Source organism: Alkaliphilus transvaalensis ATCC 700919 (assembly GCF_000621485.1).
Lineage (GTDB): Bacteria > Bacillota > Clostridia > Peptostreptococcales > Natronincolaceae > Alkaliphilus > Alkaliphilus transvaalensis.
The window spans coordinates 95,322-109,549 of record NZ_JHYF01000001.1; the positions used below are offsets into that span (position 1 = coordinate 95,322).

General features: G+C 36.5%; 12 protein-coding genes. 10 read left to right on the forward strand and 2 right to left on the reverse strand.

Annotation, left to right across the window (positions count from 1 at the left end):
* Positions 1-12 precede the first annotated feature (12 nt).
* Complete coding sequence (locus T335_RS0100470) at positions 13-1,107, reverse strand: copper amine oxidase N-terminal domain-containing protein (RefSeq protein WP_026475782.1); 1,095 nt, start codon at positions 1,105-1,107, stop codon at positions 13-15.
* A 252-nt stretch (positions 1,108-1,359) separates the two neighbouring features.
* Here T335_RS0100470 and T335_RS0100475 point away from each other — a divergent pair, with 252 nt between their 5' ends.
* The 10 genes from T335_RS0100475 to orr all read left to right on the forward strand — a co-directional run bounded on the left by T335_RS0100475 (position 1,360) and on the right by orr (position 13,138).
* On the forward strand, positions 1,360-2,253 hold the full coding sequence (locus T335_RS0100475; protein ID WP_026475783.1) for a copper amine oxidase N-terminal domain-containing protein: 894 nt from the start codon (positions 1,360-1,362) through the stop codon (positions 2,251-2,253).
* 203 nt (positions 2,254-2,456) lie between these two features.
* The gene (locus T335_RS0100480; protein ID WP_026475784.1) at positions 2,457-3,245 is read left to right on the forward strand and encodes a hypothetical protein; all 789 of its coding nucleotides are present in this window, start codon (positions 2,457-2,459) and stop codon (positions 3,243-3,245) included.
* Positions 3,246-3,366: 121 nt separating this feature from the next.
* Entirely contained in the window at positions 3,367-4,773 is a 1,407-nt protein-coding gene (locus T335_RS0100485) for a sigma-54 interaction domain-containing protein (protein ID WP_026475785.1), read from the forward strand.
* A 384-nt stretch (positions 4,774-5,157) separates the two neighbouring features.
* Positions 5,158-6,204: a 2,4-diaminopentanoate dehydrogenase gene (ord, locus tag T335_RS0100490; protein WP_026475786.1), complete on the forward strand. Its 1,047-nt coding sequence runs from the start codon at positions 5,158-5,160 to the stop codon at positions 6,202-6,204.
* Positions 6,205-6,227: 23 nt separating this feature from the next.
* Positions 6,228-6,536, forward strand: coding sequence for a 2-amino-4-oxopentanoate thiolase subunit OrtA (gene ortA, locus T335_RS0100495; RefSeq protein ID WP_026475787.1), 309 nt, complete (start codon positions 6,228-6,230; stop codon positions 6,534-6,536).
* Complete coding sequence (gene ortB, locus T335_RS0100500; protein WP_026475788.1) at positions 6,529-7,953, forward strand: 2-amino-4-oxopentanoate thiolase subunit OrtB; 1,425 nt, start codon at positions 6,529-6,531, stop codon at positions 7,951-7,953. Before ortA ends, ortB begins: the two co-directional genes overlap by 8 nt.
* Positions 7,954-8,137: 184 nt before the next feature.
* On the forward strand, positions 8,138-8,503 hold the full coding sequence (locus T335_RS0100505; protein WP_026475789.1) for an ornithine aminomutase subunit alpha: 366 nt from the start codon (positions 8,138-8,140) through the stop codon (positions 8,501-8,503).
* The gene (gene oraE, locus T335_RS0100510; protein WP_026475790.1) at positions 8,503-10,713 is read left to right on the forward strand and encodes a D-ornithine 4,5-aminomutase subunit OraE; all 2,211 of its coding nucleotides are present in this window, start codon (positions 8,503-8,505) and stop codon (positions 10,711-10,713) included. The genes T335_RS0100505 and oraE overlap by 1 nt, the downstream gene beginning before the upstream one ends.
* Positions 10,703-12,061: a GlmL-related ornithine degradation protein gene (locus T335_RS0100515; RefSeq protein ID WP_026475791.1), complete on the forward strand. Its 1,359-nt coding sequence runs from the start codon at positions 10,703-10,705 to the stop codon at positions 12,059-12,061. Before oraE ends, T335_RS0100515 begins: the two co-directional genes overlap by 11 nt.
* 12 nt (positions 12,062-12,073) lie before the next feature.
* Positions 12,074-13,138, forward strand: a complete 1,065-nt coding sequence (gene orr / locus T335_RS0100520; protein ID WP_026475792.1) for an ornithine racemase Orr — start codon at positions 12,074-12,076, stop codon at positions 13,136-13,138.
* Positions 13,139-13,261: 123 nt separating this feature from the next.
* Here the strand turns inward: orr and T335_RS0100525 are convergent, their stop codons facing one another.
* Positions 13,262-14,059 (reverse strand): hypothetical protein, encoded by a 798-nt coding sequence (locus T335_RS0100525; protein ID WP_026475793.1) that lies wholly within the window; start codon positions 14,057-14,059, stop codon positions 13,262-13,264.
* Positions 14,060-14,228: the final 169 nt, after the last annotated feature.

The following is a 14,228-nucleotide window of genomic DNA, read 5'->3' on the forward strand; positions in this document are numbered from 1 at the left end:
TAAAAATAAAATCTATTCCATTTTTTCTCCATTATCGATAACAATCTGACCTTCGAAGACATAAGCATTGTTGAAGTGAGCCACTTTTCTAAAGAAGCTTAGAGGAACATAGGTAGTTCCATCTAACAATTCTGGTGCAGTACCAAGATCAACAATTGCTCCATTAGAAGTATATTGGCCACCTATAGATAAATTAATATCAGAACCTACTGTAATAGATTTTGTTGCAGGGTCCCATTTTACATCTAAACCTAATTCTTCTGCAATGCCACGAAGAGGAACCATTACTGTACTTTCATCCTTAATGTAGGCTGAAGGAAGAATAATTTCATTGTTTTCTACGATATAATCCATTTTAGATACATCACCCATAATTGGTATATGGTTTTCATAGGCTATGTCATCTCTAATAAGTTCAGATGAATCTGGATAGTCAATAAGTTCTACACCTTCATTCTCTAACTCAACTTCTTCTTCAGTTAAAACGATAATTTTAGTGGGGGCAGTTTGAGCAGGTAAACTTTTAGTAGAAATACCATAAACTACAGCTAAATGTCGGTTTATAAGCTCTCCCTCGTAGACATTCCCATCTTGGGTGATAATTACAGTCTCATCTGAAGGCATAATTTTTAAAGAATGATCTGCACTAACTAAGTCTTCATTAAAGAGATCTACCTTAATGTTGATCATCTCATCGGCTGCTCCCTCTACATGAACAGCTTCAATATTATATTGGGGAGGATAAATCATCAGCATTGGCTTATTAACGTCATAGTAGCCTGTAATAATTGCCCCTACCTCTATTTTATCACTTCCAATAACATGTAGGTTTTTAGGAATATACATGTGGACTATTTGATCCTCTGAAACTTGGATAGTGGCAAATAGCGTATCCTCTAAATGACTAAGCTCTTTAATCTCTTTAACCTCTCCCCTCACACCATTAAAATGAGATTGATGTAGAGGTGCACTAATAGGTACTGCTTCATAAATCACATGTAATTGATCTGGTGGTAGAAGTTCCACTTCAGATGCAAAAGTTGTTCCTGCTGATAAAGCTAAGATTGAAGCAGATAAAAGACCTGCAGTAATTTTATTTTTTTTCATAAATATCATCCTTTCTCAATATATCCTTTTTATTCATAAGCTTTCATTTTGTAGCTGTTTATATATTTAGACGTGGGATGAAAGTAAAAGTTCCAACTTTATTTAGTTCTATATTTTGCCAAAAATCATATCCATATAAAGGTAAAATTAAATTAGTGCTAAGGTAGGGGTTTAAAAAAAATAGTAAAATATGGAGGAAAATAAGAATAAAAGTTGAATAGTGTATAATAGATTAACTAGGAGGAATGCATAATGAAAAAAAATATCAAAAGTTTAATTGCAGTTTTAATTGTCTGTACTATGTTTTTTGCTAGTGCCAGTACAATGATCGTGTTTGCATCAAATAATATTGGGATAGTTGTAAATGGTAGAACCCTAAGACTAGATCAACCACCTGTGATGGAAAGTGGTAGAACCTTAGTACCCTTAAGGGCAATTTTTGAAGAGCTTGGAGCACAAGTAGATTGGAATAGTGCAAACCAAACGATTACAGGGACAAAAGGGAATTCTACAATCAAATTAGTTGTAGGAAATACGACAGCAGTTGTAGATGGTAAAGAAGTAAAGATGGATGTGCCTGCTAAAGTTGTTAATGGTAGAACTCTTGTACCAACAAGATTCGTTGCCGAGAGTTTGGGTGCAGTTGTAGAGTGGGATGGTGCAAATAGAATTGTCAAAGTTATTGCAGATGTTGTGATCGATGAAGCCACGATAGATGCCTATATTGAATTGTTTGTAGATACAACTGAGCTTTTAGAAGAAGGATTGTTAAGCTATATTGACACATTAATGATGATAACCTACGCATCCGAAACTTTAATCCAACAAGAACTAGTAAAACTTAGAAATAATAGTCAAAAAATGCAAAGTGATTTTAATGCTATAAAGGATGTAAAAGTATTTGAGCAATCTCAGTTTTATATGAGAAGGGTACTATACTATTATAATCTTGTTATTGCAGACACCGAAGAATTAATTGCTTTAGCGATTGAGGGGAAAGAAGCAGAACTTTTTGTAATACAGGGTAGGGTAGAAACAAATCTTAGTAAAATGGAATCAGAATTTATGAAGGCAATAGAGCACTTTTTCTTAGAATATGAAGCATATGCTGGCGAGATAGATTTTGAGTTGAATTTTGAATTTTAGATACATATTCTCTAAAAGAGAAATGAAATAGGCATGGTTCTAATTTAGAGCTATGCCTTTTTTCAAACCCATTAACAAAACATATAAAATAATGACTAAATGATTTGTACTTTATTTAAGGATAAAAAACTGTTATACTGAGGTAAATAATGTAAAAAAATTCAAATTATATCATTTTTCTACATGTTATAAGGGGGATTAAAATGAAGGATAAAAGGTGGTTTATAGTAGTAGTTATTGTTCTATGTATATTAGTGGGCTTAGGTCTATGGCAATTTCAAACAATTGAAGAAATACAGGTAGCCCATCAAGAATCCTACGAAATTTCTCAATGGGAACGGGCGACAGGAATATTTGATACCGACAGTAGTCAGCCACTACTCTATTATCGAGATGGTGACTATGCCATCTATATTCAATCAAATCAATTGCTGTACAAAAATTTTGGAAAAGAACCACAGGTAATTTATACATGGGACAAGCCTTCTAAAGGGAAGATATGGAAAAGTGATGGGGCTTTATTAGTGGGGACAGAGCCGGAGGAAGAAGGGTCGTGGACGGGTAAGTGGTTTGCTGTCAGATTGCCCAATGAAGACCACCCCCAATTTAAACTATTTCCCTTTAAAGAAATGCAGTTTTTTGGACCCCACCAAATAATTAGTATGGGGATATCAAACGACCCTTCGATCTTTGTAGCCACTGTTAAAAATGCCACTACCTATACAGAAATGATCTATAAACTTGGGGAGTCAGACTTTATATGGGTGAACCATTTGATCCATCCTAAGATTAATGGAGAAGAAAAGAATATTGAAATGCCTGCTATTGTTAGACAACCAATGGAGCTAAAACTAAAAGCATTTCAATTGGAAAATACTACTTTTTTTACATTTGAAGATGACAGAGGCACGATCATTTATTATGAAGAGGATAACAAGGCTGATCGATATGTTGACTTTAAGTTCTACGACCTTAAGAAATGGTTATTTTAGACATTAGAGTTATGGATTTTCAACAACTCCCTAGCCATAAACTAGGGAGTTTTTATCTTTAAGGAATTTATAAAAACTGATATACTAAAGTTAACGGATTAAGCAGTAGAGGGGGACCCTTATGAAGTCAAAAAAGATGCTAACAATCATACTGCAAAAAATTTTGCAGTCCATAGATGAAGGAATCCATGTAATCGATAACGAGGGACAGACGATTTTATATAACAACAGTATGGCAGAGTTGGAAGGGATGGAGATTGATGATGTCATGGGTAAAACCCTGCTAGAGGTTTTTCCTAGCCTCAACCATGATACAAGTACATTGTTGAAGGTTCTTGAGAATGAAAAAGCCATTATTAATCAATCCCAAACCTATTTAAATAATAAAGGGAATAAAATTACAACAATCAATACCACAATTCCTTTATATTATCAGAATGAAAAAATCGGGGCTTTAGAAATAGCCAAGAATATTACAAAAATAAAAAATCTCTCAGAAGAAATTATAAGGCTGCAGCAACAATTAGGCAGTACTGAGCCCAATCAAAAAAAGGATATGAAAAACTATACCTTCGAAAGCTTAAAGGGAAAAAGTAGCCGATTTTTAAAAGCCATTAATGGGGCAAGAAGAGCGGCAACTACATCCTCAAGTGTACTGCTATATGGAGAGACAGGGACAGGAAAAGAACTTTTTGCCCAGAGTATTCACTACCATAGTGACAGAAAAAATAGACCTTTTATTGCCCAAAACTGTGCGGCCTTACCTGAAACATTATTAGAGGGAATTTTATTTGGTACGACAAAAGGGGGCTTTACTGGAGCCGTCGATCGCCCAGGATTATTTGAACAAGCCAATGGTGGGACAATTCTGTTAGATGAAATCAACTCAATGGGAGTACAGCTTCAAGCAAAACTTTTACGAGTTTTACAGGAAGGTTATGTAAGAAGAATAGGGGGGCTAAAGGATATACCTATAGATGTTAGAATCATTGCTACTACCAATGAAGAACCAAATGAAGCTATTTCAAATGGAAGGGTTCGTAAGGACTTGTATTATCGTTTAAGTGTAGTTAACATAACGATTCCTAGTCTAAAGGATAGACAAGAGGATATTCTTTTACTAACTGATTTTTTTATAAATGAGTTTAATCATAAGTTAGGTAAACAGGTTTGGATGATTGCCTCGGAAATAGGAAAGCATTTTTTAGAATACCATTGGCCTGGTAATGTTAGAGAACTAAAAAATGTCATTGAAGGAGCCATGAATATGGTGCAGGATGAACATATTTTAAAAGAAGAGCACTTTCCAGATTATCTCTTTAAAAGAGAAAAAAAAGATCCTAAATCTATCGTGATTAACCAAGAAACGTTAAAGGAGACAGGTAGCTTAAAGGATACATTAGAAGAAATAGAAAAAGCTTATATCATTAATACGATGGAAAAATATAATGGTAATATTACGAAAGCAGCCAAAGAACTAGGGTTAAAAAGACAAACTCTACAGCATAAGTTAAAGCGTTATATTTAGCTATTAAACTTAGGGCCTTTTATATTCTTTGTAATAGTTTTAAAATGGCTATTAAACGCAAATTATTTTGCATTATATGCAAAATAATTTGCGTTTTTTTATCTATTCTGCCATAAAGGGCCATAAGGCAGATGGTAGTTAATAATAATGTGGTAAAATACAGAAATAATAAATGAATATCTATTCATAGGAATATAAACGAATGACTCTACCCTTTGAAAATAAATCAATGTAATTTCTTCAATTTGTATAAAATACTGAAAATAGTGAATAAACAAAAATATACTGTTTGTCTATAATATTTTATTGAAATAACAAGGTTTTGGCAAAATAATTGCAATGAATAAAGGCGAAGGAATTAATACATAACTGGAGGGGTATAGAATGGAAAATATTAAAGTGATTATTTGGGGTTTTGGAGCTATGGGTAGTGGAATGGCAAAGATGCTTTTGCAAAAGAAGGGTGTAGAAATTGTTGGGGTTTGTGATCGAAACGAAGCTAGAGTTGGAAAAGATATGTATGATGTGTTAGGGATTGAAAGAGGAAACCGAAAGCCAGTCATAATCAATTCAAATATCGAAGAAGTATTAACGGAAAGAAGTTGTGATGTTTGTATAACTGCAACAGATTCATTCACTAAGGCAGCTTTTCCAAGAATAAAATATTGTTTAGAGCAAAAAGTAAATGTAGTTTCAACAGCTGAAGAAATGGCTTATCCTCAGGCACAAAATCCTGAATTAGCAGCAGAACTTGATAGAATAGCAAAAGAGAACGGAGTAACAGTTTTAGGCACAGGTATTAACCCTGGGTTAATAATGGACCTATTGGTTGTATGTTTAACAGGTTGTATGACTGATGTAGAACATATTGAAGCAAAACGTGTTAATAGCTTATCACCATTTGGACATACAGTTATGGAAGAACAGGGTGTAGGAATGAAAGTTGATGAGTTTAATAGACGGTGTGAAGAAGGAACAATGGCAGGTCACGTTGGATTTGCTGAATCAATACAAATGATCGCCGATGCTATTGGCTGGAAGGTAGATAAATTTGAACAGCAAATGAAGCCTATTGTTACTACCGTAGATAGAAAGTCACCCCATGGATTTGCTGCTGCTGGAGATGTTGCTGGTGTCAATATGACTGGACAAGGCTATGTAGATGGTGAAGTTAAGATTAATATGATTCATCCACAACAGATTGAACCAGAAATGGAAGGGACCTTCACAGGAGATTATATCAATATAAAAGGAACTCCAGAAGTAAATATGTCAATTAAACCAGAGGTAGAAGGTGGACTTGGTACAATCGCAATGTGTGTTAATATGATCCCTCATGTAATTAATGCAAGGGCAGGATTAAAAACAATGTTAGATTTACCAGTTCCAAGGGCAATTATGGGAGACATGAGGGATTTATTAGAGAAATAATATAAAAAGGTAGGAGAGCATAAATGAAAATCGAAAAGGGTACATGGGTAAGAATACATGATATTGTATTAAGCCCCCAAGAACGATCCCCTAATCTGCCAGAAGATACGAAAAAAGTTCCATTAGAAATGTGGGTAAAGGGATTCTTACTGGAAGAGGCAATGATAGGTGAAAGAGTGGCGGTAAAGACCATTACAGGTCGAAACGTTGAAGGGACATTACTTGAAGCGAATCCCTATTATGACCATGACTTCGGAAAATTTGTACCAGAAATATTAGAAATAGGTCTTCAGTTAAAGGAGATCTTATGGGCAGGTGAAGGCCATGACTAGAGAAATGACCTATGAAGCCATCATGTCTCGTCGGGGAGAGATAATGAAAAGAGCTGTGGGGATAGATTATAGTGTATTTGAATATGGGAAGGTAGCCTTCGACTATGAAAAAATCATGAGGGAGACGGGCTATACCCTTCAAGAAATGCAACAAATTCAAGGAGAAACAGGTGTTGGGAATACGCCTTTATTAGAATTAAAAAATTTAACTGCTTTATCTAGAAAAATAGCACCAGAGGGGAAGGGGGCAAGAATCTTTATAAAAGATGAAGCTTCTAATCCCTCTGGAAGTTTTAAAGCTAGAAGGGCAGCTAATGCAGTATATCATGCAAAAAGGTTAGGTTATAAGGGGGTTATCGCTGCCACCAGTGGAAATTATGGGGCGGCTGTTGCCAGTCAAGCAGCAATGCAAGGGCTAAAATGTATTATCATTCAAGAATGTTATGACAGCACTGGCAAAGGTCAACCTGAAATTATTGAGAAGGCAAGAAAATGTGAGGCCTATGGAGCAGAAGTTGTACAGCTAACTGTGGGGCCAGAACTATTTTATACCTTTTTAAAAATGCTGGAGGAGACGGGTTATTTTAATGCTTCATTATACACACCCTTTGGTATTGCAGGGGTAGAAACCCTAGGCTACGAACTGGCAATGCAGTTTAGAGAAAGGGTTGGAAAGGATCCAGATGTTGTGGTTTGCACTAATGCAGGTGGAGGAAATTTGACAGGGACAGCCAGAGGATTGATTAAAGCGGGAGCCGATGAAGTAAAAATTGTTGGTGCCAGCGTTAATTTAAAGGGACTACATATGGCCAGCGATGGAGATTTTAACAGAAAGTCCTTCACCACAGGTCATACTGGCTTTGGTATACCCTTCTCAACATGGCCAGATCGTTCTGATGTACCAAGATCAGCTGCAAGACCATTGCGTTATATGGATCGCTATGTGTTGGTTAACCAAGGGGAAGTCTTCTATATGACAGAAGCCTTAGCCCAATTGGAAGGCTTAGAAAGGGGTCCAGCTGGGAATACATCATTAGCTGCTGCCTTTGCCCTAGCACAAGAAATGGATCAAGATCAAATTATCGTGGTGCAGGAAACCGAATATACCGGGGCAGGAAAGCATATTCAGCCTCAATTATCCTTTGCTAAGGAAAACGGAATTAAAATTGAGTTTGGTAATCCTGAGGATGAAATTCAAGGAGAAAACATCATTCTACCTTCCCATCCATCTTTAATAAAGGCTAGAGAAATCGAGATGGAAAAACTTCGTGGCTCCTATATTAAAAACTGTGTCACTCAAAATAATTTAACTGAAGTCACAGAAGAGGACTTAGCTTTTTTAATAAAGGACTGTAAAACGACTCGAGAATTTGCTACATCAATACTAAATAGCTTAAATGTAAAAATTATCGAGTAACCTATTTGTAGGCAGTATTATGTTATACAACTATTTAGTAGAAATCTCGCTTTCATTAGTTAGAAGGGAGTATTGATATTATCCCTATAAAGTAACATCGAATATTAAGTTTGTACTTAAATTAATCATTAAAATTAATAATTAAAATAAGAGGATTGATTATATATATTGACGGAGGTGCTAAATGAAAAGAGCAGATGATTTTCAGCAAAGAAGCGTACATTTAAAAGACCTAACAGATCAAGAACTAGAGCAGAAATTTTGGCAGTTGGCAGAACAAATTGTAGAACCAATGGTAGACATGGCTAAAAAACATACAACACCATCAATAGAGCGTTCTGTACTATTACGTATGGGTTTTTCCAGCATGGAGGCTAGGGCTATTGTAGAAGGTGTTATGGATCGAGGACTAATGGGAAAAGGTGCAGGGAACGTAGTTTATCGATTAGCTCAGAAAAAAGGAATGGACATTCGTGAAGCAGGACTTCAATTAGCAGAAGGAAACTTATGGGATGAAGCCCTAGAAACTTTTCAAGGGGGTGCTAAATAATGGAACTAAAGCCTAATGAAAAATTAGATATCAAAAATATCCTACAAGATTTAGAGAGTTATAAACCTAGGCGAAGAGGATGGACATGGAGAAAGAAGGAAGATAATCTTCAAATGGGGCCCTTCACCTACCAAAATGCCTCAGCTCCATTAAAAAATAGCGTGCCATTACCATCGGCAAAATACTTTAATGATATCGACCCTCAACCAGATGCAGTAATCACTACTGAGATCGCTTCTGGAAGGTTTGAAGACGATATTCGTCGAATGAGGATGGCTGCTTGGCATGGAGCCGATCATATCATGGTAATTCGTACAGCTGGTCAGAGTCACTTCGACGGGCTTATTGAAGGGACTCCTCAAGGGATTGGTGGTATTCCCATCACTAGAAAACAAGTAAGAGCCCAAAGAAAAGCATTAGATCTAATTGAGGAAGAAGTAGGAAGACCAATTAACTACCATTCCTATATAAGTGGTGTTGCAGGGCCAGAAATCGCTGTTATGTTTGCTGAAGAAGGGGTTAATGGCGCCCACCAAGATCCTCAGTACAATGTATTATATAGAAATATTAATATGATTCGTTCCTTTGTAGATGCAGCTGAGGCAAAAAGTAATATGGTATGGGCAGATATCGCTCAAATTGACGGGGCCCACAATGCCAATGCAACAGCTAGAGAAGCTTGGAAGGTTATGCCAGAGCTAATGGTACAACACGCCCTAAACTCTATTTATTCTGTAAAAGTGGGAATGAAGAAGGAAAACATCTGTCTTTCAACAGTACCACCAACGGCACCGCCTGCTCCCAATATGACATTAGACTTACCCTATGCAGTTGCCCTAAGGGAAGTATTTAATGAATACAAAATGAGGGCTCAAATGAATACAAAGTATATGGAATCTTCAACAAGAGAAGCCACCGTTACCCATGTATTAAACTTATTAGTTTCAAGATTAACGAGGGCAGACATCCAGTCAACCATCACACCAGATGAGGGAAGAAATGTACCTTGGCATATCTACAACATGGAGGCATGTGATACGGCAAAACAAGCATTGGTAGGTATGGATGGGTTAATGGAAATGATCCAGTTAAAGGATGAAGGAATCTTAAGGGATAAAGTAAGAGAATTAAAGGAAAGAGCTGTTCTATTCATGGAAGAAGTTCTTGAAGTTGGTGGGTACTTTAAAGCAGTAGAGGAAGGTTTCTTTGTTGACTCTGGATACTATCCAGAAAGAAATGGCGATGGAATTGCAAGGAAAATTGACCAAGGAATTGGTGTAGGAACAGTATTTGAAAGAGATGAAGACTATATGGCACCTGTAACAGCCCACTTTGGGTATAATAATGTAGGGCAATATGACCCATCTGCTGTAAATGAGCCTTCTAAACTAATAGGGGGGTCTACCTATGAAGTGCCAGAAAAAATTGTCTACATTGATGAATTAGATGAAACTGATAATGTTAATGTACGTATGGAGGAAACAAAAGAGTTAAGAGAAACTTCAAAAATTAAGCCTGAAGTGGAATGGATGGGAGACGGTTATGTAATGCTTAATCTATTCCTGCCAGTACCTAAAAGAGTAGCAGAATTTGCAGCTATTGAAATGGGTAAGAAAATGGGCTTAGAAGATGTAGAAGTAATCCATAAGGAAGTAATGCATCCATCAGAGGGTACTAGAATCGAGTTAAAGGGTAGAGTTGCCTTTGCCATAGATACTGCTGACTTAGTGATTCCACCAGAGCCAGAAGTTATGTCTGAAGATGAAGTAAGAGAAGAAATTGAAAAGCAACCAATGAAAATTGTTGCTGGTACAGTTGGAGAAGATGAACACTCCGTTGGATTAAGGGAGATCATCGACATTAAGCATGGTGGGATTGAGAAATATGGTATTGAGTGTCATTATCTTGGTACATCGGTGGCTTTAGAAAAGTTAGTTGATGCTGCCATCGAATTAAATGCCGATGCAATCCTAGCATCTACAATAATCAGTCATGACGATATCCACTATAAGAATATGAAGAAGATCCATGAACTTTGTATAGAAAAGGGAATTCGTGATAAAATCATGATCGCCTGCGGAGGGACTCAAGTAACGCCAGAACTAGCGGTACAACAAGGAGTAGATGCAGGTTTTGGAAGAGGATCAAAGGGAATTCACGTTGCTACATTTCTGGTAAAGAAAAGAAGTGAGATGCAAAATGAAGGTTAATGTTTTAGTGGCGGAGATAGGCAGTACAACTACGGTTGTCAATGCCTTTAAAGATATCCACAGCCCTTGTCCAAGGTTTATTGGACAGGGGCAATCCCCCACCACAGTATTAGAGGGGGATGTAAACATTGGTTTACGGGGAGCAGTAGAAGATTTAAGAAAAAGGCTAGCTGTAGACCAACTAGAGTATGATGAAATGTTGGCCACCAGTAGTGCAGCTGGAGGGCTGAAAATGACAGTACATGGTCTTGTCTATGATATGACCGTAAGAGCGGCTAAAGAAGCTGCCCTTGGTGCCGGAGCCATTATCCATCAAGTAACAGCAGGCAGGATGAAAAGAACTGATATAAAAAAGATTAAAGAAATTAAACCAAATATTATTTTGATAGCTGGAGGGGTAGATTATGGCGAGCGGGATACTGCAATCCATAATGCAGAGAAAATCGCTGAGCTAGGGTTGGATGTACCAATTATCTATGCAGGAAACATCGAGAATCAAGAAGAAATAAAAGAGATTTTTGCAGAAACCAATAGCAAACTCTATTGTGTTGAAAATGTATATCCCAAAATAGATCAATTAAACATTGAGCCCACCCGTAAGGTAATACAAGAGGTTTTTGAAGAACATATTATCCATGCCCCAGGTATGAAAGCTGTTAGAGAGATGGTCAAGGGTCCGATTATTCCTACACCAGGAGCTGTAATGGAGGCATCTAAAACCCTAAAAGAAGAGGTGGGAGACCTTATTACCTTTGATGTTGGTGGTGCCACCACAGACCTTCATTCTGTAACGGAGGGAAGCGAGGAGATTAATCGAATTCTCGTTAGTCCCGAACCCCTAGCAAAGAGAACTGTAGAAGGTGATTTAGGGGTATATGTCAATATGGGAAACATTGTTGAAAGAATTGGTAAAGAAAATCTCGAAAAAGAGCTTTCTTTAAACATTGAGGCCCTAATGGAAGCATATCGGGCAATTCCTAAGACTCCTGATGAAATAAAATTTGTAGAACGCTTAACCCTAGAAGCGGTATTAACTGCCTTAGAAAGACATGCTGGGAAGATTAGGCATCTATATGGACCAGGAGGAAAAACCACCATCGCAGAAGGAAAAGACCTCTCTAATGTAAAATATATTATTGGAACAGGTGGCGCATTAACGAGGCTTCCGAAGGGGAAGGAAATATTAAAGGGGATTCTAAGTAAAAATCGCCAAAATATTTTATACCCCACCGATGAAGCACAAATATTAATCGACAATCATTACATTATGGCCTCACTAGGAGTGTTAGCTAAGCGATACCCAGAAGCGGCCGTAGCCCTGATGAAGGAAAGTTTAGGGATGAAGTAGGGAGAGGGTTAAATGAATCCAAAAATCAATGTATACTTAAATAAGTTGCAGCATAACACAGAAGTATTAGTAAAACAATGTTATGATGCTGGTATTGATGTGGCGGCTGTTACAAAGGTTTTCTGTGGTAAACCAGAAATAGCTGAAACGATTGTAAAGGGTGGAGTCAAGTATTTAGCAGATTCCCGTATAGAAAATTTAGCAAAGATGAAGGAGCTTCCTTTAGAGAAAATATTATTGAGACTTCCCATGATTAGTAGAGCGAAGGAAACCGTCCAATTTGCCGACATTAGCTTAAACTCTGAATTAGAAACAATTGAAGCCTTAAACGATGCAGCTCTAGAGCTGGGTCAACCTCATAAGGTAATTCTAATGATGGATTTAGGTGATTTGAGGGAAGGGATCTTCGATAACGAAGAACTTCATAGGGCATTAAAGCGAATTAAGGAACTACAAAATATTAAAGTAGTTGGCATTGGCACAAACTTAACTTGTTATGGTGGCGTGATTCCCGATGATGAAAACTTAGGTAGGTTACTGGAAACAGCTAAATTGATTGAAGCTGAACTAGGATATCCCGTTGAAATGATTAGTGGAGGTAATTCTAGTAGTATTTACCTTTTAGAGAAACAAGGGATGCTTAAAGGAATTAACCATTTGCGGTTAGGAGAATCAATTGTATTGGGCTATGAGACAGCCTATGGAGAAAGAATTCCTAATACCTTTGATGATGCCTTCCAACTGGTGGCTGAAATTATTGAGATAAAAGAAAAGCCCTCTATTCCAATTGGAACCATTGGAAGGGATGCCTTTGGTAACGTACCAGAGTTTGAAGACAAAGGAAAGCAAAGAAGAGCAATTCTAGCTGTAGGGAAGCAAGATTTTGGCACCCATTCCATCATTCCACTAGATACGGAGATCGAGATTTTAGGTGGCAGTAGCGACCATTTAATTATCGACCTCACCCATTGTCGAAGGGAATATAAGGTGGGGGATGAAGTAACTTTTAACCTAACCTATGGTTCTTTACTGGCCCTAATGACCAGTGAATATATTTATAAAAATTGTATTAAGTAAGGCAAGTTACCATACTTCATATTTTTTTAAAAAGAAAAATAAAATGCCATAATGGCTTTTAGAAGAATTAAACAATCTAATTTCATTTATCTAAAAGATAGGTAGACTACATTATTTTAATAGTTATGTAGTTCTACCTATTTTTTTAGGACTGCAACCATTACTAAAATCAGAAAGGAGGAAGTCTGATTCTAGTTTTAAATTATTTAATAAGAGCTGAAGAGAATTTTCATTTTTATTAATTTTGAGGGAATCGGCTAATATTTCTTGTTTTTCATAAAAATCTGGTATGTTTTTTGTATAGGCTGTCTCTAACTCAGTTAAAGTCTTTTCGCTAATATTACCTTCTACTTTTACAATCTCGTACCAAAAGGGGTAAAATATAGACAGTTGAATAAATTCTTTTAAATTGTTGGCAATTCTACCATAGAAGCCGTCTTGGCCAACATACCCTATCGGAATGTCTAAGTCTGAGAAATTACAATGGTCTCCAATAGATCCAAGGTAGTTTCTATCTTGATCCATAGCAAAAACAACAAATAGTTTAGATGATTCAAAGATAAAGTCTTCATCTTTTTTATCGTAGCATAGATTAAGGCCACAAATTTCTTTCAAAAGTTGATAGGTTGTATCAAACTGATATTCTTTAAGACTAGGTTCAAAGAGGAGGCCTTCATTGGATAGTGTCAGGTTATCGACAGTCCAATATAAACCACACGATCCGTCTATTCTACTGGTTTCTATAAGCCAATCATACTGCAAGTTTAAGAGTTTGATCGTTTCTTCATGAGTCTGTTCCCTTAATAAAAGATGATATTTCTCTGTAATCTCAGTTAATAAGGTTTCCTTCATTTTTAAATTATTTTTGGAAATAGGTAGTTTTCTAAAAACTAATTCAATGCATTCATAAAGAAAGTCCATAAAATCCCTCCTATAAAAAAGCTCACCATTTAGTTTTCTATACTTTTCTTTAGTTATTCTAGATTGATAATAAAAATCCTTTGAAAATAGTAAAAACCTGGCAAATAGGATTATAAATCAAATCATAAATCAAACAAATCATAAAACAAATCGTAAAACAAATCGTAAA

Bases quoted from the DNA above. Each gene is read 5' to 3' on its own strand.
- orr (WP_026475792.1), top strand. From the start codon at position 12,074: ATGAATCCAAAAATCAATGTATACTTAAATAAGTTGCAGCATAACACA.
- ortB (WP_026475788.1), top strand. From the start codon at position 6,529: ATGACTAGAGAAATGACCTATGAAGCCATCATGTCTCGTCGGGGAGAG.
- ord (WP_026475786.1), top strand. From the start codon at position 5,158: ATGGAAAATATTAAAGTGATTATTTGGGGTTTTGGAGCTATGGGTAGT.
- ortA (WP_026475787.1), top strand. From the start codon at position 6,228: ATGAAAATCGAAAAGGGTACATGGGTAAGAATACATGATATTGTATTA.
- T335_RS0100475 (WP_026475783.1), top strand. From the start codon at position 1,360: ATGAAAAAAAATATCAAAAGTTTAATTGCAGTTTTAATTGTCTGTACT.
- oraE (WP_026475790.1), top strand. From the start codon at position 8,503: ATGGAACTAAAGCCTAATGAAAAATTAGATATCAAAAATATCCTACAA.
- T335_RS0100485 (WP_026475785.1), top strand. From the start codon at position 3,367: ATGAAGTCAAAAAAGATGCTAACAATCATACTGCAAAAAATTTTGCAG.
- T335_RS0100505 (WP_026475789.1), top strand. From the start codon at position 8,138: ATGAAAAGAGCAGATGATTTTCAGCAAAGAAGCGTACATTTAAAAGAC.
- T335_RS0100480 (WP_026475784.1), top strand. From the start codon at position 2,457: ATGAAGGATAAAAGGTGGTTTATAGTAGTAGTTATTGTTCTATGTATA.
- T335_RS0100525 (WP_026475793.1), bottom strand. From the start codon at position 14,059: ATGGACTTTCTTTATGAATGCATTGAATTAGTTTTTAGAAAACTACCT.
- T335_RS0100470 (WP_026475782.1), bottom strand. From the start codon at position 1,107: ATGAAAAAAAATAAAATTACTGCAGGTCTTTTATCTGCTTCAATCTTA.
- T335_RS0100515 (WP_026475791.1), top strand. From the start codon at position 10,703: ATGAAGGTTAATGTTTTAGTGGCGGAGATAGGCAGTACAACTACGGTT.